The 20,754-nt window shown below is 64.8% G+C and carries 18 protein-coding genes; 12 read left to right on the top strand and 6 right to left on the bottom strand.

Annotation, left to right across the window (positions count from 1 at the left end; all coding sequences use genetic code 11):
• Positions 1-31: 31 nt before the first annotated feature.
• Positions 32-409: a PRC-barrel domain-containing protein gene (locus RX331_RS08345; protein WP_317256122.1), complete on the top strand. Its 378-nt coding sequence runs from the start codon at positions 32-34 to the stop codon at positions 407-409.
• Positions 410-439: 30 nt separating this feature from the next.
• Here RX331_RS08345 and RX331_RS08340 read toward each other — a convergent pair whose 3' ends face one another.
• Entirely contained in the window at positions 440-4,069 is a 3,630-nt protein-coding gene (locus tag RX331_RS08340) for an AsmA-like C-terminal region-containing protein (RefSeq protein ID WP_317256121.1), read from the bottom strand.
• A gap of 198 nt (positions 4,070-4,267) precedes the next feature.
• Positions 4,268-5,500 carry a cytochrome P450 gene (locus RX331_RS08335; protein ID WP_317256120.1) on the bottom strand — a complete coding sequence of 411 codons (1,233 nt, stop codon included), beginning with the start codon at positions 5,498-5,500 and terminating at the stop codon, positions 4,268-4,270.
• 110 nt (positions 5,501-5,610) lie between these two features.
• Between RX331_RS08335 and RX331_RS08330 the strand changes: the two genes are divergently transcribed.
• Both RX331_RS08330 and RX331_RS08325 read left to right on the top strand, forming a co-directional pair.
• On the top strand, positions 5,611-6,222 hold the full coding sequence (locus tag RX331_RS08330; RefSeq protein ID WP_317256119.1) for a TetR/AcrR family transcriptional regulator: 612 nt from the start codon (positions 5,611-5,613) through the stop codon (positions 6,220-6,222).
• Between the two features lie 102 nt (positions 6,223-6,324).
• Positions 6,325-7,296 carry a M23 family metallopeptidase gene (locus RX331_RS08325; RefSeq protein WP_317256118.1) on the top strand — a complete coding sequence of 324 codons (972 nt, stop codon included), beginning with the start codon at positions 6,325-6,327 and terminating at the stop codon, positions 7,294-7,296.
• A gap of 4 nt (positions 7,297-7,300) precedes the next feature.
• On the opposite strand, the gene RX331_RS08320 is transcribed toward RX331_RS08325, so the two are convergent.
• From RX331_RS08320 to RX331_RS08310, 3 genes are all read right to left on the bottom strand, one after another.
• The gene (locus tag RX331_RS08320) at positions 7,301-8,605 is read right to left on the bottom strand and encodes an MFS transporter (RefSeq protein WP_317256117.1); all 1,305 of its coding nucleotides are present in this window, start codon (positions 8,603-8,605) and stop codon (positions 7,301-7,303) included.
• 76 nt (positions 8,606-8,681) lie between these two features.
• Complete coding sequence (locus tag RX331_RS08315) at positions 8,682-9,659, bottom strand: hydroxyacid dehydrogenase (RefSeq protein ID WP_317256116.1); 978 nt, start codon at positions 9,657-9,659, stop codon at positions 8,682-8,684.
• A 93-nt stretch (positions 9,660-9,752) separates the two neighbouring features.
• The gene (locus RX331_RS08310) at positions 9,753-11,798 is read right to left on the bottom strand and encodes an adenylate/guanylate cyclase domain-containing protein (RefSeq protein WP_317256115.1); all 2,046 of its coding nucleotides are present in this window, start codon (positions 11,796-11,798) and stop codon (positions 9,753-9,755) included.
• 200 nt (positions 11,799-11,998) lie between these two features.
• Here RX331_RS08310 and RX331_RS08305 point away from each other — a divergent pair, with 200 nt between their 5' ends.
• The 9 genes from RX331_RS08305 (at position 11,999) to RX331_RS08265 (ending at position 19,887) form a co-directional block, all read left to right on the top strand.
• The gene (locus RX331_RS08305) at positions 11,999-12,730 is read left to right on the top strand and encodes a cytochrome c biogenesis CcdA family protein (protein ID WP_317256114.1); all 732 of its coding nucleotides are present in this window, start codon (positions 11,999-12,001) and stop codon (positions 12,728-12,730) included.
• Positions 12,731-12,860: 130 nt separating this feature from the next.
• A complete protein-coding gene (locus RX331_RS08300; protein WP_317256113.1) occupies positions 12,861-13,358 on the top strand; it encodes a DoxX family protein in 498 nt (165 codons plus the stop codon).
• Between the two features lie 55 nt (positions 13,359-13,413).
• Complete coding sequence (locus tag RX331_RS08295) at positions 13,414-15,198, top strand: thioredoxin domain-containing protein (RefSeq protein WP_317256112.1); 1,785 nt, start codon at positions 13,414-13,416, stop codon at positions 15,196-15,198.
• Positions 15,199-15,581: 383 nt separating this feature from the next.
• Positions 15,582-15,845 carry a hypothetical protein gene (locus tag RX331_RS08290; RefSeq protein ID WP_317256111.1) on the top strand — a complete coding sequence of 88 codons (264 nt, stop codon included), beginning with the start codon at positions 15,582-15,584 and terminating at the stop codon, positions 15,843-15,845.
• Between the two features lie 181 nt (positions 15,846-16,026).
• Positions 16,027-16,284 carry a hypothetical protein gene (locus RX331_RS08285; RefSeq protein WP_210264923.1) on the top strand — a complete coding sequence of 86 codons (258 nt, stop codon included), beginning with the start codon at positions 16,027-16,029 and terminating at the stop codon, positions 16,282-16,284.
• 112 nt (positions 16,285-16,396) lie between these two features.
• Positions 16,397-17,302 (top strand): DUF692 domain-containing protein, encoded by a 906-nt coding sequence (locus RX331_RS08280; protein ID WP_317256110.1) that lies wholly within the window; start codon positions 16,397-16,399, stop codon positions 17,300-17,302.
• Positions 17,299-18,084 (top strand): DNA-binding domain-containing protein, encoded by a 786-nt coding sequence (locus tag RX331_RS08275; protein ID WP_317256109.1) that lies wholly within the window; start codon positions 17,299-17,301, stop codon positions 18,082-18,084. Before RX331_RS08280 ends, RX331_RS08275 begins: the two co-directional genes overlap by 4 nt.
• A 16-nt stretch (positions 18,085-18,100) precedes the next feature.
• Positions 18,101-18,901 (top strand): creatininase family protein, encoded by an 801-nt coding sequence (locus tag RX331_RS08270; RefSeq protein WP_317256108.1) that lies wholly within the window; start codon positions 18,101-18,103, stop codon positions 18,899-18,901.
• Positions 18,898-19,887 carry a hypothetical protein gene (locus tag RX331_RS08265; protein WP_317256107.1) on the top strand — a complete coding sequence of 330 codons (990 nt, stop codon included), beginning with the start codon at positions 18,898-18,900 and terminating at the stop codon, positions 19,885-19,887. The genes RX331_RS08270 and RX331_RS08265 overlap by 4 nt, the downstream gene beginning before the upstream one ends.
• Positions 19,888-19,968: 81 nt before the next feature.
• Here RX331_RS08265 and RX331_RS08260 read toward each other — a convergent pair whose 3' ends face one another.
• Positions 19,969-20,667, bottom strand: coding sequence for an outer membrane protein (locus tag RX331_RS08260; RefSeq protein ID WP_317256106.1), 699 nt, complete (start codon positions 20,665-20,667; stop codon positions 19,969-19,971).
• Positions 20,668-20,754: the final 87 nt, after the last annotated feature.

Raw genomic sequence — 20,754 nt, 5'->3', positions numbered from 1 at the left:
ACTAAATCCACTTGTGAAGGGAGTCGCAGCCATGGCCCGCGCAACAGCTCACCCAGATCATCAATGCATCTCAAGCGAAGACATTCATGGAACCGAAGTTTATGGCGCAGGCGGAAAGAATATCGGGGAGATTGATCACCTCATTATCGACAAGGTGTCGGGTCGCGTAGCTTATGCCGTCATGAGCTTTGGCGGTTTTGTCGGGTTGGGTCATAGCCATTACCCCATCCCGTGGAGCGCTCTGACCTATGACACGTCGCTTGGTGGTTTTCGAACTGCTATCACCGAGCAACAGCTGAGGGATGCGCCTGAGTTCAGCGATGACTCATGGCAGGATCGAGATTGGGAAACGCGCACTCACCGGCACTACGGGATACCGACGTACTGGGAAGGACGTGGTGGTCTCTAGCGCTCGGGCGGCCGCGTCTGATTGCACGCTCTAGTTCGAGCGCGGCGGCGGATTGCCGACCTGCGGGGTCAGCGCGAGCGGTGGGCGAGGTCTCGCGGCGCCGGGCGCGGGCCGGACGTTAATTGGCGGCGGCAGCGGCGCAACCTGCGGCGCGCCGGCGACGGGCGCGGCTGGCGCGTTGACGGTGGGCGGACGCGGCGAGGCCGCCTTCTTCGCTGGAGGCCGGCGATCACGGCCACCCTTCTGGGCCGCCGGTGCGGGCGCCGCCTCGGGTATCGGCAACAGGCCCTCCGCGGGCAGCACGATCGGCGGCGGCGCGGCCGGCGGCGGCTCGCCGCGCTCGATCGCATCGAGCCGCTTGGTTTCGTGATCGATCGCGCGCACCGCCAGCCACGAGGACAATGGCGCCACGTCGACGCTGCGGGTGAGCGCGTCCGGCGTGCCGACCGCGAGCAGCTGAATCTCCGGACGCCCGGTCGTCATCGTCAGTGAAAGAGCGGCGCGGATATCGGCCTGATCGGCGGCAATATCATAACCGCCGGAGACGGTGGCGCGCACGCCATTGCCGTCGAGTGCCGTCGCCCCGACGCGAAGCCGGCCGTCGCGGATGGTGAAGGGAATTTGCGCGGAAGGAATCGCAAGCGCGCCGGCCGGTAGCGTGGCTTCGACGATCTGCTTCAAGCGAACGTCGTCCTTGGCCTGCCCGGTGTCATTGGCGCGGACCGCCACTTCGAAGGCACGGGGATCGAGGCCCGCAATCCTGGCCGCTTCCAGCGTCAGCGTCCCGCTGCCCGACATCGCGCCGGCGAGCGCCGCGGCGCTGCGGCCCTGGCTGGTCAGCGTCATCTGCAGCGACGCCTGGCCGGCGGGCATTGCCAGGTTGCGATAGCGCAACGCCGCGCCGTCGACGCCCTTGAACTGCACGCTCGCATTCAAGCCGATGCCGTTCGCGCCTGGCCTTGCGTCGATGCTGGCGCTGACCTCGCCGCCGCCGATCTTGCCAGTGATGGCGTCGAAGGTTAGCGACTGGCCGTCACTCCTGAGCACCCCGCTCACCGGCTGCAATTCGCTGCCGCCGGGGAGCAGGCCGCGCAGCGCTTGAAACGCAACCCTGCCGCGCCAGCCCTTCACAAGCCCAGTGCCGAGCGGCTCGGCGGCATCATGCCCGGCGGCGCCGAGCGCCAGCGCAAAGGCCGGCGCCAGCGCGAGCTGCTCGGCGCCGATTTCGCCCTCGATCTCCTTTTCCTCGGCGAGCGTCACCGCCATGCGGCCGCGCAGCCGCGAGCCACCGAGGGTGCTGTCGAGATCGTCGAAGGTCAGCTTGTTGCCGGTGAGCTGCACCCGCGCCGAGAGGCCGATGTTCTGTGCCAGCGTGTCCTGCGGCTTGAGATCGAGCAGCGGGCCGAAATTGGCGCTACGAACCTTCAGGCCAAGATTGGCCTTCGCCTCCGCCGCCCATGGCTCGGCGGAGCCTTCCGCTTCGGCATCGAGCCCGGATGCCGAAACCTTGGCCTTGAGCCGCAGCGGCGCTCCCCACGCGCCCGTCGCGGTGCCGTCGAACCGCGCAGGACCATCGCCCGCTGCGACGACGCGATCGATGCCGAGCAAGGCAAGCAAGGCGCGCCCCTGCTCGGACGACAATTTCGAATCGATCCAGACTTCGCTGCGTCCGAGCGCCGCAACGTCGAGACCCCGGATCGCCGCGACGGCCGGCCTGCCGGTGATCGTGATGCCGCCCTTGAGCAGCGGCGCGTCGAGGTCAGCGATGGCGCGCGCCAGGACGCGATCGGCTGCATTTTTGGTGAGGTCGAGCGCCAGCTTCAGGCGCGCCGGGCCCGGACTGGTCCCCATGGCATTGAGCCGCGCGGCCAGCGCCGGCGAAAAGGGAACGATCAGGCTGGTCAGCCGACTGAGCGAGGCGGCGCTCGAATTGAGGGCGAGCCATCCGGTTGCGTCGAGGCGGTCGAAATTGCCGGCGGCATCCAGCGTCACGTTTTCGAGCTGGCCGATCTTCAATTGCTCGAGCGAGATCTTCGCCGGCGAATAGGCCACTTTCGCGAGTAATGGGCTGAGCTCCTGGCCGGCAGAGACAGCGCGGCCAACATCGAGCGAAAGCTTGCCCTCGTCCGGCCACTCGCCTTGCGGTCCGGCCAGCGTGCGGACGAACGCCGTGGCGGCATCGAGATCGAGACGTTCCGACTTCAGCTCGGCATCGACGCGCAGGCCACGATCGGCCTGCCGGCGCGTCACCGCCACCTGCCCCTCGACCGTGCCGCCATCGATGTCGGCTTTCATGGTCTCGATGGCAAAGCCTTCCGGCGCCACGGTGATGTCGCCGCGCAGGCGAAGCGGCCTCTGGCTGCGGTAGGCAGTCTCGCCGCGGCCCTGCAGCCAGGTCAGGAGCGCGTCGGGATCGGAGGAATCGACGCTCAGCGCCGCCTTGAAGCTATCGGGTGCATCGCTTTTCGCGGCCGCCTCGCTGAGCGAAACCCGGGTCGCACCGGGTGCGCGGAATTCCAGCCGATGGACGCGCCAGGATCCGGCGTCGCCCTGCAGCTCGATGGCAATGTCCTGCAGCGGGCGCCCGCCCAGCATGATCTGCTCCGATGCGAGCTCAACCTGTGCTGAAATCGGCAGATGCGGAATCGCGGCGTTCAGCGCCTGGAACGCCGGCAGCGCGCGAACCGGCTCGGCGGCGTTGTCCTGGCTATTCTCCCTGGCGACGAACCTGTCGGCATCAAGCTGGCGCGCCGAAAGCGCCGCGCGCAATAGCGGGGATGCGCCGAAGCGGACGTCGCCGCTACCGGAAAGTTTCAGTGCCCGTTCCTCGGCGCCGTAGCTCACCTCGAGCTGGTCGAGCCGCGCGGCCGAATAGTCAGCCTTGACCTTGGCGGCGACCCGCCACGGCTGCTCATCGGCCTTGCCCTTCTGGGGCGCGGGCGTGGCCAGCGTCATCGCGCCTTCAAAGCGCGGCGAGCGGGCATCGAAACTCAGCAGGCCGTCGAGATCGATCGCGATGGCGCGCTGGCCCGGATCGATGTTGAGGTGGACACGCGTGCCGTTGCCGTCGGGGCCCTGGCCCGAGGAGACGCGAAACGGATAGCGTATCCTTCCGAACATGAAATTGCCGTCGCCGCGGATCGAGCCGGCGAGCGAACGGACGTCGCCGGAAAACGCGATGTCGTTCAGCTCGAGCGTGGAGCGGCTCGCCGCATCATGCAGCGCGATGCGGCCGGTGAGATTGAGCCGGTCGATCGCCAGCGAACCCAGGTTGAACGTCCCGGCCGATGCCGGCCAGTCGATCCGGCCCCTGGCGTCGAGGCCGAGATCGAGCGACATGCGGTTGATCGTCAGTTCGGTGGCGCGGACCTCGCCGCGCATCAGCGAGCCGAGGCTGAACTCGACGTCGAGCTTGTCGGCCCGAACCTTGCCGAGGTCATTGGCGCCACCGACCACGACCGAATGCAGGTGCAGCGACGGCGCCGGCAGCAGGCGCGCGTCGAGCTTGCCGCCGACGCGCACCGGCACCCCGAGAATCCGCGAGGCCTCGGCTTCGAATTGCGGCCGGAACTGGTTCCAGTCGATGAAGTATGGCCCGACGAGCGCGGCAATCAGCGCAATGATGAAGGCGATTGCCAGGCCGAGCAGCGTCGTCTGCACGGTGTCTCCTCTTGAACCGCCCCGGCGCCGGCCGCGCCACGCCGAACCCGGCCCCGGAGCAGCCCGGAATATCCCCGGAGCAGCCCGGAATATAGAGAGAAGTTGGGCGAAGTCACAGCGGCATCCTGACAGGAGCCCTGCCCTGCTGCCGACACCGCCGGCAGCGGATCAAAACGCCGCACATCGCAAGTCGGGCCGTTACCAGCTTGCCGGCAGGCGCTTGAGGCCGCGTAGCACGAAAGTCGGACGCCATTCCGCGTTGACAGCGTCATCCAGCCGCAGGTCGGGGATCCGCCGCAGCAGGGTCGAGATCGCGACCTCGGCCTCGATCCGCGCCAGCTGAGCCCCGAGGCAGAAATGGATGCCGCCGCCGAACGACAGCGGCTTCACATTGGGCCGGGTGATGTCCAGCCGCTCAGGATGGTCAGGATAGACCGCCGGGTCGTGGTTGGCCGAGCCGAGCAGGCACAAGACGCTCTCGCCCTTCGGGATCCGCCTGCCGCCGAGATCGTCGATATCCTCCAGTGCCACCCGGCCGGTGAGCTGCACCGAGGAATCGTAGCGCAAAAATTCCTCGATGGCGTTGGTGATCAGTTCCGGCTTCGCCTTGAGCAGCGCGAGCTGGTCGGGATTGCGATAGAGCGCCAACAGGCCGTTGCCGATCAGATTGACCGTCGTCTCGTGGCCCGCGCCGAACAGAAGGATGATATTGGCGGTCAGTTCCTCGTTGGTGAGCTTGGAGCCGTCCTCTTCGGCCTGCACCAGCTGCGTGGTCAGGTCATCGCCGGGGTTCTTGCGACGGAGCTCGAACAGCTGCTGGAAATACATCGCCGCCATCGCATTACCGGCGTTGCCCTGCTTGATCTCCTCCGCCGACAGCGGCACCGGATCGAGCAGCCGACCGCCATCGCGCGAACCGGCATAAAACGCCTCCCGATGCTCCTCGGGAATGCCGAGCATATCGCAGATGATGGTGACCGGCAGGCGGAACGCGAAATCCTCGATCAGGTCCATCCTGCCCTGCGGGATGATGCGGTCGAGCGTCTCATCGACGATCTGCTGGATACGCGGGCGCATGTCCTCGACCCGGCGCGCGGTGAAGGCCTTCACCACCAGCCCGCGCAGGCGGGTATGGTCCGGCGGGTCCTGCTGCAGCATCCAGTGGCTCATGCTGCGGAACACCGGCTCGTCCATGATCTTCGGGCCGTAGCGGCGGATGGTGCGCTCGACATAGTCCTTGCCGAACCGCTTGTCGCGCAGCACCAAGCTCGCCTCAGCGTGGCGGCTGCAGACATACATGCCGAGCGGCGTCAGGTGCACCGGATCGACGGCGCGCATCCGCTCGTAATGCGGATAGGGATTGCGGATGAAATCCGGGTCCAGTGGGTTGAAGAGCGGCGCGCTGCCGGCTGGCTGAACATGTTCGTTCATGGTGACCTCATTGGTTGCAGTGCGCCGTGCAGCGCGTTTTCCCCCGGGGCCGGTCGATCGAAATTCGATACATTGTTGTATTGAGTTGCATTCTCGCCTAAACTGCCCGAATGTCAAGACTGCGCACGAGACCGACCAGGGACGACACCCGCGAAAAGCTGTTCGAGGCGGCGGCGCGCGTGTTCGAGGAACAGGGGATCGGCAGCGCCAGCATCGAGGCGATTGCGGCGGCGGCCGGCTTCACCCGCGGGGCGTTCTATTCGAACTTCAGGAGCAAGGACGAGCTGATCATCGCCATGCTCGAGGATCACGTCGAGCAATCGATCGGGCGCATCCGCGAGCTGCTCGACAGGCACAAGAACCTTCCCGACTTCCTCGACGCATTGAAGAGCATGCACCGCAGCGCGCAGGATCCGCTCGGCCGCTCTCCCCTGCTGCACATGGAAATGATCCTGTTCGTCGCGCGCGCCGAGAAGCGCCGGCCTGAACTTGCCAAGCGGCTGCGCGCCCGGCGCAAGCTGGTCACCGACATCATCGAGACCACGGCCAAGAACAGCGGCCGCACCACCATTCTCAATCCGACATGGGCCGGCGCGCTGGTGCTGGCGCTGGAGGACGGCTTTCGCCTGCACCGCCTGATCGATCCCGAAACCACCTCGCCCGACAGCTTTTTCCGCGCCATCGGCGATCTGCAGCGGGCGATGGGGATTTCAGCGGCGTAAGCGCGAACGCGGGCACCGGATATTCGACACATTCTGCGTGCCAAGCTCAAGTACCGCCCTGCTGCCTCCGGATGATTACGCCTGAAATACCTGTTTCCGATATTGCTGCTGCTATCCGCAACGATCGGCGCCGGGGCCGACGAAACGATTTCGCTCGCGCTGCCGATAAAATGCCAGGTGGGCGTGGCCTGCTTTATCCAGAACTATGTCGATCACGATGTGTCGGGCAAGGTCCGTGATTACAGCTGCGGCCGGCGCAGCTATGACGGCCATGACGGCACCGACATCCGGATCCGGAATCAGGAAATACAGAGGCAGGGCGTAGAGGTGCTCGCCGCGGCGCCCGGCCGCGTGATCGGGATGCGCAACGACATGGAAGACGTCTCGATCAGAACGGCAGGCAAGGCCGCCATCGCCGGCAAGGAGTGCGGCAACGGCGCGCTCATCAAGCATGACAACGATTGGGCCACGCAATATTGCCACCTGGCCAAGGGCAGCGTCCGCCTCAAGGTCGGCGATACCGTGACGACGGGGCAGCCGATTGGCCTTGTCGGCCTGTCCGGCGACACCGAATTCCTTCATCTGCATTTCACTGTGCGCTATCACGGCAAGGCCGTGGACCCATTTGCATTTGGTGCGACAGAAAAATCCTGCGGCGGCGGCCGATCGCTCTGGGCCGCCTCGCTCGCCGAGCAGATGCAGTACAGGCCGCGCGAGATCATCGACTTCGGCTTTGCGGCGCTCGCGCCTACGATGGAGCAGATCGAATCCGGCGAGGTCGACAGGCATCCCGTGACAGCGGGCGCGGATGCCCTCGTCGCCTATGTCAGGACCATCGGCCTGCAGGCCGGAGATCGGCAATCGCTCGCCGTGCAGGGCCCTGCTGGCTTTCCCGTCGCCACCAATGACCTGCCCGCGCTCGATCGCGACAAGGCGCAGTTTCTCGTCATCGCCGGCAAGAAGCGCACCGAGGCGGCGTGGCCGGCGGGCCGCTACACCGCGACCTATCGCGTGACAAGAGACGGCGCGGAAGTGCTACGAAAGACGTTCGATGTCGAAGCGCGCCCGCGCTGAGCCGTTAGCCCCCGCCGCCGCGCGCCGGTTGCGCATTGTGCAACTGCCCCGCCACGACCCTCACCTTGCCGGGCGCTGCCCGCCAGATCGCGATCGCCGACAGGATGCTGACGGCGATGCCTATTGCAAAGGCCGCCGTATAGCTGCCCGAGAGATCGTAGAGCCAGCCGGTCGCCCACGGCCCGGCCGCGCCGCCGGCCAGCGCGGCCAGCATGATGGTGCCGAAAATGCTGCCGTAGTGCTTGCCCTGAAAAATCTCCAGCACCACTGCGCCCATGATCGAGGTCAGGCCGTAGCCGAGCGCGCCCTGCGTGAAGATCATGAGATAGACCAGCGGCAGCACTGGCGCGAATTTCAGGGCGATCAGCGCCGCAAAGCAGATCGCGAAGCCGGCGCAGCTGATCGCCCAGATCCATTCCCGCCCGATCCGGTCGGAGAGATGGCCGAGCCAGATCTGGCCGGGAATGCCGAGCAGGCTGACGACGCCGAGCGCCCAGACCGCGACATTGGCGCTAAAGCCGACGTCGAGCAGGAATTTGGTCTGGTGCACCTGCACCGCGTACCAGACATAGAGGCCGCAGAAATAGCCGAGCGAGATCCACCAGAAGCGCGCGGTGCGCAACGCGAGGGCCAGCGTCCAGTCGGTATTGGCCCAGACGGGATCGACGACGTTCGAGCGGGGCGCAGCCGACGTTGCCGACGGCGCCGCGTCGCCATCCGGCAATAGTCCAATGTCCTCGGGCCGCTTGCGCAGCAGGAGGTTGATCGGCGCCAGCACGGCGAACACGACAATGCCCATCGCGGTGCAGGCGGTGCGCCAGCCGGTCTGCTCGATCATGTGCTGCACCCATGGCAGCAGCGTCACCGAGCCAATGCCGACGCCGGCGAACGCCAATCCCATCGCCAGCCCGCGGCGACGAATGAACCAGTTCGGCAGGAAGAAGGATTGGCCGGAATAGCCAAGACACACGCTGCCCGCGCCGACCAGGACGCCGATGGTGAGATAGAGATGCCAGGGCTGCGTCGTCAGCGGCGCCAGCAACAGCCCGCCGCCCATCAGCGCCACGCCAAGCTCCATCACCGCGCGGGGGCCCAGGCGATCCATCATGCGCCCGATCAGCGGACTGGCAACGCCCGAGGCTACAAAGCCGAACGAAAACGCGCCCGCGGTGACGCCGCGGTCCCAACCGAACTCGCCGATAACAGGAGGATAGAACAGCGAGAACGCCGTGCGCGCATTGACGCCGATCGCCATGGTGACGAACGTCACCGCGACGATCAGCCAGCCGTAGAAGAAGGGAAGACGCATCGCAGCGTTACCGTATCGAGCCGCGTTATTGCGGGTCGTCCTGACTACATGACGCTGGCATCCGCGGTTTCGGAGGTCAAGGACGACGCTTCCAATGACCGGCATTGACTGCGCCGATTGGAATTTCACCCGCAACGATCTCCTCCACCTGCCGGACCGTCTCCAGCGCCTGGCTCTCGATCGCCGGCGGTGTCAGGCCTCCGATGTGGGGCGTGGCGATGACGTTCGGCAGTTGTGCCAGCTCGGGCGTCGGCATCTGGTCGAGCGCGCGGCCGACATCCATCGCGGCGCCCGCAATGCGGTTTTCGCGCAAGGCCGCCGATAGCGCCGTCTCGTCGACGAGGTTGCCACGCGACAGGTTGATGAAGAAGGCGTGTCGCTGCATGCGCGCCAGGGCCGCCTGCCCGATCAGGTTCTCGGTTTCCTCGTTGGCAACCGCAAGGCAGACGACGTAGTCGGCGCGCGCCAGCAGATCGTCGAGCGGGACATGCGCAATCTCTGTGTCGCTCACGGTTGCATAGGGATCGGCGACCAAGATCTCCATGCCCAGCGCCTTGGCGATCCGGGCGAGGTAGCGGCCGATGCTGCCATAGCCGATGATGCCGAGTCGGCTGCCGGCGAGTTGCCGGCCCATGATGATTTCCGGCTTGCGCCCGGCGTGATAGTCGGCGGCGGCGCGCGAGACGCCGCGCGACAGGTCGATCATGAAGCCGAGCGCGAGTTCGGCGACCGACTGCACGAAGCCGGGCCCTGCCCGCGTGACCAGGACGCCGGCGGCGGATGCAGCATCGACATCGATGTTGCGGATATCGACCGCGCAACGAACGAAGGCACGCAAGTTCGGCAGCGCCGGAAATATTTCGGCTGGACCCGCCGTGAGGCGGTCGGCGACGATGATGTCGACGTCGCGCGCGGCCGCGGTCAGGCTGGCGGCGTCGAGTGCCTCGCCTGCTTCATGCAGCTTCACCTCGGCGAGGGCCTGCAGGCCGCTCAGGGCGCGTGCGCCATAATATTGCGCGCGGGACTGCGGCGTGTGGGTCAGCAAGATTCTCAAGGCTCATGCCTCCCGTCCAGAGGCCAGCACGTTCGGCGTGGCGGCGGGCACATCTATGGCCAAGCCGCCGCCGCATGCAAGGCGCTCACCAGCTTACTTGCTCCGCGCGATCGTCGTGCCATCCCAATCCGCGCCGGCGGGATTTGCGAGCTGCTCGCGGCAGCGTTCGATCATCGCCGACGACGCTGCGTCGTCCTTGCGGATTTCGCGTGCCCGCTCGAAGGCGCCGATCGCCGCCGTGAAATCGCCCGCGCGCCACGCGGCAAGCCCGGCCTCATACGATGTCACCCACTCGGGCGTGGCCGCGGCCTCATCGGCCATGCCGAGCAATTCATAGATCTGCAACCCGCCCGCACGGCCATAGACCGCGAGGCGGTCGAGTTCGCGAACCACGATGCGCTCGCCGGCCAGCCGTCGGGTTTCGGGACCGATGATGATGGTGGAACCATAGGCCTTGTTGGTGCTCTCGAGCCGGCTCGCGATGTTCACGGCATCCCCGATCACGGTGTAGTTCAGCCGCACTTTCGATCCGATATTGCCGACCAGCATGTCGCCGGAATTGATGCCGATGCGGATCTTGATCGGCTGGCCGTGATCGTCGACCAGACCTGCGTCTTCCATCGCGCGCCGGCACGCCAATGCGGCGCGGCAGCAATCCACCGCATGATCGGGATTGGCCGAGGGCGCGCCCCAGAACGCCATCACGGCATCGCCGATAAACTTGTCGATGGTGCCGTTGTTGCCCTGGATCTGCGCCGAGACGCAGTCGAAATAGCGCGACAGCAGCGGAATGATCCGGTCGCCGAGCCGCTCCGACATGCCGGTGAAGCCGGCGAGATCGATGAACATCACGCTCATCGGCCGCACCGCGCCGCCGAGCCGCGCGCCGTTACCGTCGCTGATCAGCCGTTTCACCAGATCGGCGGGAATGTATTTGCGGAACGCGGCGAGCCCCTGCGCCATGTCGCCGATCGCGCCGGAGAGATTGCCGATCTCGGTCAGCCGCGACGGGTGCCTCTGCACCTTGTCGAGGTCGAAACGCTCGACATGCCTGATCTCGTTCACCACCTTGATCAGGGGCGCTGCGATCAGGCGCTGGGCGAGCCAGGCCGACAGCAGCCCGGCAAAGACGATCAGGACCGCAAGGCCGATCAGGAGATTGCGGATCGTCATCCGCACCGGCCCGAGAAATTCCGATTCCGGCACCACCGTCACCAGCGACCAGCCCGGAAAGGAGATCGGCGTGATGACCGCCTGGTAGGCCTTGCCGTCCCGCGTCACCGTGGTGTTGAACGGCTGCCCTTCGCCGGGTTCATAGGCGGTGCCGGCTTGCCTGATCGCATCGACCGCGACCGGAAACAGCGGATGATCGGTCTTCAGCTCCATTTGCTCGCTGGCTTCGGGATCGGGCGAGGCCACCACCTTGCCGTCCCGTTCCAGAATGAAGGCGCCGGCAGACTTTCCAACGGTGAGCTGCGACAGGAAATTGGAGACACGGGTCAGCTCGATGATGATCGCGACCACGCCGGCCGGCTTGCCGTCGATCGCGACCGGGGCTGAGAACGCCGCCGCCAGCCGTTCGCCGCGCGGATGGGTCGTCAGCGTCGACCAGTATTCATCGTTGGTCTGGTGGGCGACGCGAAACCATTCCTGCTCCGTCACGGCGTAGTCGGTCTCCTCGAACCAGCTCGCCTTGAGCTTGAGATCGTTGCCGACGAATTCGTAGCGATTGATGCGCAGATTGCGGTCGGGCGTAATCTCGAGCATCTCGATGACGTTGTTGCCAAGCTTGTGTCCGGCAAAGAACGCGCCATCCGGCCATCCGAACGCCACCCAGGAGATGGTCGGCTGCGACAGCAATTGCGAGCGGAACACGACCTCGCGTTTCCGGGCATCGCGCGGGTCGAACACTTTTTCGCCAAGCAGCGTTTGCACAGCCAGCATTGACGAGCGCGCCTCTGACGTGACCGACTGCAATTCGTCGCCAACGGCCGAGACGATCTGGTCATTGATGGTGTTGGCGAGTGTCTGGCTGACCTGGTGGGCGGTGCGCCACCACAGCAAATGCACGCCGACGGCGCTGACGACGATGGACGTCAGCACAAGGGCGGAAATGGCGGTGCGGATGCCGAGGCGCATGCGGGGTCCAAATCGCGGGTTGGTGACCGTAATACGCGACCATAGCAGCGTCTGTTTCGCTGGTGAGGCCAAATTCCGCCGTCCGGACACGGCTCTGTGACCGAACTTGAGCCGCAATGCCGGCGAAACTTATCGATTGGCTGTTCCGTACAAGCCAAGAGGGCGCTATGCCCTTGGCGACGGTTCTTGAAGGTCATGCAATGCACGATGTTTCCATCCCGGCGGCCCTGATTGCCGGTCTTGTCAGCTTCCTGTCTCCCTGCGTCCTGCCCCTGGTGCCGCCGTATCTGATCTATCTGACCGGCGCGACCATCGAGCATGTCGCAAATGACGAGATGACGGAAAGCTCCAAGCGCGCGGTGATGGCGTCGGCACTGATGTTCGTGCTCGGCTTTTCCACGGTATTCGTGGCGCTTGGCGCCAGCGCCTCCCTGATCGGCGGCCTGATCCGGGCCTGGTCGGCGCAGCTCTCGATCCTGGCCGGCATCGTCATCATCATCATGGGCCTGCACTTCCTCGGCCTGACCCGGATCAGCCTGTTGATGCGCGAGGGCCGCATGCCGATGCCCAAGCCGGTCGGGCTATGGGGCGCATATGCCATGGGGCTGGCCTTCGCCTTCGGCTGGACGCCCTGCATCGGTCCGATTCTGGCCGCGATCCTGTCGATTGCGGCCGCCGAAGCCACCGTCACCAAGGGCGCCGGCCTGCTCGCGATCTATTCCGCCGGCCTCGGAATCCCCTTCCTGCTGGCGGCCTTCATGATCGAGCAGTTCTCCTCGCTGTTTGCGCGGATGAAGCGGCACCTCGGCAAGGTCGAGCATGCGATGGGCGTCCTGATGGTGATCACCGGTATCGGTTTCCTCACCGGTGCCGTCTCCAATGTCAGTATCTGGCTGCTCGAGACGTTCCCGGCCCTGCAAAATTTCGGCTGAGGTCCCCGTAACAAGCGGACCTGGGCTTACGAAATTGCGTCAGAGCCGGATTGCGCCACCCCTGCCGCGACATCTTCCGCGCGCACCGGGACGCGGCATGGCGGCCTCAAACACTTAGAGGGGAGTTCGCATGCATTTCATCATCAATCTTTTGATTTTGCTGCCTGCGCAGATCGCCTCGCATTTTTCCTGGGCCGGCCCTTTGATTATGCGGCTCATCGTCGGCTACACCTTCATGCTGGCCGGCTGGGGCAAGCTCAACAATCTGGCGCAAGTCACGGAAAACTTTATCGGTTGGGGTATTCCTCTTCCCAAGATCCTCACGCCCTTCGTTTCCAGCGTCGAATTTCTCGGCGGCATCATGCTGATCCTCGGCCTGTTTACGCGAATTCCGGCGGCGATGCTGGCCGTGGTCATGGTCGTCGCCATCAGGTCGGCGAAATGGGACGATGTCGATTCGCTGCAAACATTGCTCGGTTTTGAAGAGGCGACCTACTTCGCCGCCTTCATGTGGCTCGCCATCGCAGGCCCCGGCGCCGCCTCGCTGGATCGGCTGCTGTTGAATATCAGCGGCCAGCCCAAGCTTCGAGCTGATGCTCACAATCCCGTGACATCGGCGGAAGCCTGAGCCCGGATCGTAGGGCCAGCGTAGCTCGGAAATCGCCACCTTCCGGGAAGCCGCCATGAAACTCGTCCGCATCTCCGCGCTTACCCTCGCCGCGCTTGCAGCTTCGCCATCATTTGCTGCGGACGGACCCAAATGGAGCGGCTGGGACGACGATCTGTTTGCCCGCGCGCAGGCCGAGAAGCGCTTCGTCATCCTCGATCTCGAAGCGGTGTGGTGCCATTGGTGCCACGTCATGGAGAAGACGACCTACGCCGATCCGAAGGTGAAGGAATTACTGGCGGAAAAATATCTGCCGGTTCGCGTCGACCAGGACGCCAATCCCGACCTGTCGAGCCGCTATGGCGACTGGGGCTGGCCGGCGACCATCGTGTTCGGCCCCGACGGCAGCGAGATCGCCAAGATCCGGGGATATATCGCACCGGAACGGATGCAGGCGCTGCTCAAAGCGGTCATCGACGATCCCTCGCCGGGACCGTCGGTCGGCGAAGCGTTTGAGGTGAAGCCGTCGACCTCGGCGTTCCTCGACAAGCAGCAGCGTGCGGCGCTGATGAAGACTTTTGACGAGTCCTACGACAAGAAGCTCGGCGGCTGGGGCGAGAACCAGAAATATATCGATGCCGACAGCATGGACCTTGCGATCTCCCGCGCCGAGGCCGGCGACGCCACCGCCGTCAAGCGCGCCCGGCAGACCCTCGATGCCGCCATCGCGCTGATCGATCCGGTCTGGGGTGGCGTCTACCAATATTCCGAAGGCGGCTCCTGGACGCGGAGGCATTTCGAAAAGATCATGTCGTTCCAGGCGCAGTACCTCCGGCAATACAGCCAGGCCTACGCGCTTTGGAAGGACCCGAAATATCTCGCCGCCGCGCGCAGCATCGAACGCTATCTCGGAGAATTTCTGACTGATACCAACGGCGCGTTCTATGTCAGCCAGGATGCCGATCTCGACCACGACACCGACGGCCACAAATATTATGCGCTGTCCGATGGCGAGCGACGCAAGCTCGGCATGCCCCGCATCGACAAGAACCTCTACGCGCGGGAGAACGGCTGGGCGATATCGGGGCTTGCCGCCTATTATAACGCGACCGCCGATGCCAAGACGCTGTCGATCGCGGAGCGGGCCGCGAAATGGGTAATCGACAACCGGGCGCTACCGGATGGCGGCTTCCGCCATGGCGAGAAGGATCGCGGCGGCCCGTTCCTCGGCGACACGCTCGCCATGGGCCAGGCCTTCCTCGATCTCTATGCCGCCACCGGCAACCGCGACTGGCTCACAAGGGCCGCGAAGGCCGGCGATTTCGTCGCGACGTTCCGTGATGACGCCGGCGGCTTCATCACCTCGAAGACCGCGGAAGGCAAGACTGGCGTGCTCGCAAAACCCGCCAAGCTGCTCGACGACCAGGTGCAGGTGAGCCGTTACATGAACCTGCTCAACCGCTACTTCGGCAGTGAGACCTATCGCGAGCTGGCCGCGCATGCGATGCGCTATCTCGCCAGCGCATCCGCCGGGATGATGCGTCCCCTGCCCGGCGTGCTGCTCGCCGACGAAGAGCTCGCGGCCGAGCCGACCCACATCACCATCGTCGGACCCAAGGACGACGCCCGCGCCCAAAGCCTGCATGCGCTCAGCCGCGCGCTGCCGGCCCGCTACAAGCGCCTGGAATGGCTCGATCTGCGCGAGGGCAAGCTGCCCAACCCCGACGTCGAATATCCCGATCTCGGCGAGCCGGCCGCCTTCGCCTGCAGCAACCGCATCTGCTCATTGCCATCCTTCAATGCGGAGGAGCTTCGGGCCACGGTCGCGCAGATGGCAAAGCTGAAGCCTGTGCGCGGCTAGCGCAATCGAATCTGCTGTGCAATGCAACTAGCAATAAGTGTCTGAGCTAATCCGTTGAAGCGCCGCGATTTCTTTGCACGCGGCGCGCGCGGAAGGCCACCGCATCGCGCAACGAAATACTCTCAAGGCCCCGGGGTTAGACATGAAGGCGATGTCCGAACGCAAAGAAAGAAAATTTTCTTTTGAAACTTTGTAACCAAATCGCTCGATGCCCCGTAGCTGGCTTTTGGATGCGCACTTAGGCCATGGAGACTTGCCGTTTTCGGCAGGCCCCACGGCTCGATCGCCATCCGTCACATCGCTCGCGTTGTGGGGGTTCGTGATCAACGATCAGCGGATGCTCGCGACGTCTTGTCTTCAAAACAATGATCGAAGAGATCGTCATGAAGCTGAATTCCAAATCCGGTGCGACTCTCGCCGCTGCCGCCGCCACCCTGTTCCTCGCCGGCACGGTGGTATCGACGGTGTCGACACCGGCGAACGCCGCCCAGGGCAAGTGCATGGCCGGCAACGCCTGCAAGGGCCAGAGTGCCTGCAAGGGCGCCGCGAACGCCTGCAAAGGCCAGAATGCCTGCAAGGGTCAGGGCTTCTCGGCGACCTCGGAAAAGGCGTGCGCCGCCATGGGCGCCAAGTTCGTCAAGGGTTGATCAGTGGATCAAGGCGTAAGGGTCCGGCTCCGCCGGGGCCCTTATTGTTTGGAACGGGCGGCTAAAATAAACTTGGCCGCGCCTGTAACTTAATCCGAACCCGACGCGTAGCTTTCTCCGGGTGCCGTTTGTCGGCTGCTTGCGGGCGGTGCACCCTCTCAACTTCTCTTGGAGGATACAAATGAAGATGACATCCAAGTCCGGCGCCGCGCTGGCCGCCGCCGCTGCCACCCTGTTCCTGGCCGGCACCACCGTGTCGACCGTCACCTACGCTGCAGGTGAAGGCAAATGCATCGGCGCCAATGCCTGCAAAGGCCAGAGCGCTTGCAAGGGCGGCGCGAATGCCTGCAAAGGCCAGAACGCCTGTAAGGGTCAGGGCTTCTCGGCCATGACCAAGGAAAAGTGCGACGCCGCCAAGGGCAAGTTCCAGCCGTCCTAGGCCGCGGCTCGATCGGGGCCCGGTGTAGGCCGGGCCTCGCTTCCATGCTAGGTTGCCGGGGATAATTTGGTAGACGCCGCCCGGTTTGGGGGCGCCGTTCGACGGGGATGAGATGAACGTCGCAAGCAGATTGCCTGATAGCTCGGCGGCCCCGCTTGCAGATCGCCCGGTGATATCGGAGAAGCCGGCCTTCCTCGGCTTCGGTCTCGGCCTGCGTCACCAGCATTACGACGAAATCCTCAGCGGTCATCCGGCGATCGACTGGTTCGAGGTCATCAGCGAGAATTACATGCTGCCCGGCGGCCAGCCGTTGCGCACGCTCGATCGCATCCGCGAGCGCTATCCTGTCGTGATGCATGGCGTGTCGATGTCGATCGCCTCCACCGCGCCGCCGAACTTCGAATATCTTCAGGCCCTGAAGGATCTCGCCCGGCGTGTCGAACCGAAATGGATATCCGATCACCTGTGCTGGACCGGCGTCCACGGCAAGAACCTGCACGACCTCCTGCCGATTCCCTACACCCGCGAAGCGCTCGACCACGTCGTCAGCCGCGTGCAGTTGGTTCAGGACTTTCTCGGCCGCGCCATCGTGCTTGAAAACGTCTCGACCTACGTCCAGTTCAACAATTCCGAAATGACGGAATGGGAATTTTTGTCCGAGCTGTCGCGCCGCTCCGGATGCTGGCTGCTGTTCGACGTCAACAACGTCTATGTCAGCGCGTTCAACCACGGCTACGATCCCTTGACGTTCCTCAATGGCATTCCGGCGGATCGCGTGGTGCAGTTTCACATGGCCGGCCACAGTCACATGGGCACCCATATCATCGACACGCATGATCATCCGGTGTGCGAAGATGTGTGGGAACTCTATGCCGCGGCACTCCGACGCTTCGGCCGGGTCTCGACCATGATCGAGCGCGACGACAACATTCCGCCGCTCGCTGAACTCCTGCTCGAAGTGGCCAGGACGCGCGAGATGGCCGAGAAAATCTTACCAGCAGGCGCACAGCCGGGATGAGCGACTTCGCGCGACAGCAGTCGGAATTCCAGCGCGGCATCCTTGACGGCGACGACACGGTGCTGGCCGAGATTCTCGACAGCCCCCGGGAGAAACGCGACGTCCTGTTCGGCGTCTATCGCTATGCCTATGGCTCGCGCCTGGTCGAGGCCATGCGCAACGACCACGAGCTGCTGCATCTCTATCTCGGCGACGAGATGTTCGACGAGATGGGGCATGCGTACGTCAAGGCGCGTCCGTCCGCACATCCGAACCTGCGCTGGTTCTCGCAAGGTCTGCCGGATTTTCTGAAATCGACCGGGCCTTACGCCGAACATCCTGAATTGTCCGATCTCGCGGCGCTGGAGAAGGCGCTCAATGATGCCTTCGACGCTGCGGAGGGCAAGGTGGTCGAACTGGCCGACATGGCGGGTTTTGCGCCGGAGGTCTGGTCCTCTCTCCGATTTAAGCCGCATCCCAGCGCCGCCCGGCTCGACGTCGCGACCAACGCGGCGGCGATCTGGCTCGCGCTCAAGAACGAAGAAACGCCGCCCGGTGCCGCCGGGCTGGAGCAGCCTGCGCATCTTCTGATCTGGCGGCAGGACTCGACGCCGATGTTCCGCGAGCTTTCCGCAGAAGAGGCGATGATGTGGGACGAGGCCGCAAACGGCATTCGGTTCGGCGTGCTCTGCGAAATGTTAGCTACCTATGACGATCCTGACGGCGCGGCCGGTCGCGGCGCCGGCTATTTGCGCGGCTGGATCAAGGCGGGACTTTTGACGGATGTTTCCGTCGGCCCATAAAGGGAGCGCTCGGCGAATGGAAACCGACACCAATCGCCACTTCATCGAGCGCATGCCTTGGGATGAGGTCGGCCGCCGCATCAGCGATGGCGCAGTCGGGATATTGCCGATCGGCGCCGCCGCCAAGCAGCACGGTTTTCATCTGCCGCTCAATACCGACCGCATCCAGGCCGAATGGCTCGCGGCAAGGATCGCAGAAAAGATCGCGGAAAAGATCGACGCGCTGGTCTGGCCGACGCTGACCTACGGCCATTACCCCGCCTTCATCGAATATGCCGGCAGCAGCAGCCTGTCGATCGCGACTTTCGAGGCGCTGGTTCGCGAGGTTGCCGGACAGATCCTCAGCGGCGGATGCCAAAAGCTGCTGGTGCTCAACACGGGGATCAGCACGCTGGCCCCGGTCGATCGCGCGCTGGCGCGGCTCGACAGCTCGCGGATCAGGCATTTGTGGATCCACGAAGGCCCGCGCTATCCGCGCGTCGCCCGGCATCTCGCCGAGCAGAGCCATGGCAGCCATGCGGACGAGATGGAAACCTCGTTGATGCTGGCGATGGCGCCGCATCTGGTGGACATGACGCGCGCAGAAGCCAGCCCCACACTGGACAAGGAGACACCGGGCGAGTTGACGCCGTCCGATCCGGATTCGCCGAACTACAGCCGCTCCGGCAGCTACGGCGATCCGACGCGGGCGACGGCCGCCAAGGGCGAGGCGCTGCTTGCCGCCATGCTCGACGATCTCCATGAACAGGCCGCGGCGTTCATTGCGGAGGGTCCTGACGCCCACCGGGCGGCCGCGATGCACAGCGTGCCCCGATGAAAACCGCCGGCGCCGTTCGCTGGATGACAACCGCCGCGGTCATGGCCGCGATGCTGGCAGGCGCGATGTCGTATCGCGCCGATGCGCAGTCGGAATACATGCGCGGCGACCGCATGCCCTACGATGCGTTCGACCGGCTGCCCAAAACCGATCTCGAAATCGGCGGCGGTACCATCCATGTCGCGTTTGCGCCGGGCGAGATGGCGCTGCCGCGGGAAAAACTGCTTGATTGGATCAGGATGTCGGCCCGCGCCGTCACGGCCTATTACGGGCGCTTTCCTGTCAGCTCGCTACGACTGCTGCTGGTACCCGTCGATGGCGCACGCATCCGCGGCGGCACGACGTGGGGCTATCGCGGCGCCGCCATCCGCATTCCGATCGGCCGCGATTCCACGGAAGACGTTTTGCGCCGCGACTGGGTGATGGTGCACGAGATGGTGCATACCGCCCTGCCCGACATGCCCGATCGCTACGCCTGGCTGTCGGAGGGGCTGGCGGTCTATGTCGAGCCGGTCGCGCGGGTGCAGGCCGGCGACCTGCCGGCACGGGAAATCTGGCAGGCCGTGATGCGCGACATGCAGAAGGGGCTGCCGCAGGCCGGCGACCAGGGCCTCGACAACACCCCCACCTGGGGACGGAAATATTGGGGCGGCGCCATGTTCTGCCTGCTCGCCGATATCGAAATCCGCAAAGCTACCGATAATCGCCTCGGCCTGCAGGATGCGATGCGCGGCGTGCTCGCCGCCGGCGGCAATCACGAGCAGGATTGGTCGATCGGGCGCATTCTCTCAACCGCCGACAAGGCCGTCGGCCTCGCCGTGATGACCCGGCTTCACGACGAGATGGGATCGCGACCGACGACGCCGGATCTTGCCGCGCTGTGGCGCGACCTCGGGTTGAAGCGGATCGGCGAAGACATCGAGTTCGACGACACCGCGCCGCTTGCCGCGATCCGCAGGGCGATTACTGCACCACGCGGACAATAACATGCTCAGAAAGGCTGACGCGACGATCCGGCCGCCTGCCGCTGCCGGACCCTTTGCGCCAGATATCAGAACCTGTAGCTATCAGAACTTGTAACTGGCGCCGACGCGCACGAGGTGCATCTCATTGCGGAATTCCGTTCGCGAGCGGTCCCTGCCTGACAGCGTGACGCTGCCGTAATCGGCATAGAGATATTCGCCGCGGCCGACGAAATGCTTGGTGAAGGCGTATTCGAAGCCGCCGCCCACAACCAGCCCGGCCTTGACCTGCTCGTCCCAGATCATCTCCTGCACGGTGTTGCAGCCCTGCTGCACCGTATGGCGATAGCCGTTACCGATCGAGGCCACGCCGACACCCAGCGCGCCGTAGGCCAGCAGGCGGTCGAACGCGTAGCCGGCGCGCAGGCGGGCTGCACCGAACGCACCGAAGCTCGACAGCAAGGCACTGTCGCCAAAGATCAGTTCATCCCGCGACGAGGAGGATTTGCCCCACTCAAGCTCGCCGCCGATCACAAAGCGGTTGGCGAACTGGTGATTGTAACCGCCATAGATGCCAGCCGCGAAGCCGCTCGCCTGCCCTTCCGCGTGACGGCACCCGCCGTTTCGGCAATAGTCGGCAGCCCAGGCTACATATCCGCCGCCGCCGTAGATACCCGCATAGAAGCCGGTCCAGTTATAGGAGGGCGATGGCAGGTCCGGAACACGAAGGTCGGCCGCCTTGGCCGCCGGACCTGCCAACAAGAAGCCGCAAGCGGCAACAATCCTCCAGGAAAGAAAACGCATTTTAACGCACCTCATCACGCACACACGCAACACATGTTGCGGAACCCAACTGATGAGGCCGTTCGGGGCGCGATGATGTTTAAGTCG

Origin of the sequence: Bradyrhizobium sp. BWA-3-5 (genome assembly GCF_032917985.1) — a bacterium.
Taxonomy (GTDB): domain Bacteria; phylum Pseudomonadota; class Alphaproteobacteria; order Rhizobiales; family Xanthobacteraceae; genus Bradyrhizobium.
Note: the sequence above shows the minus strand (reverse complement) of the source record. Positions and strands in the feature narration are given on the sequence as shown.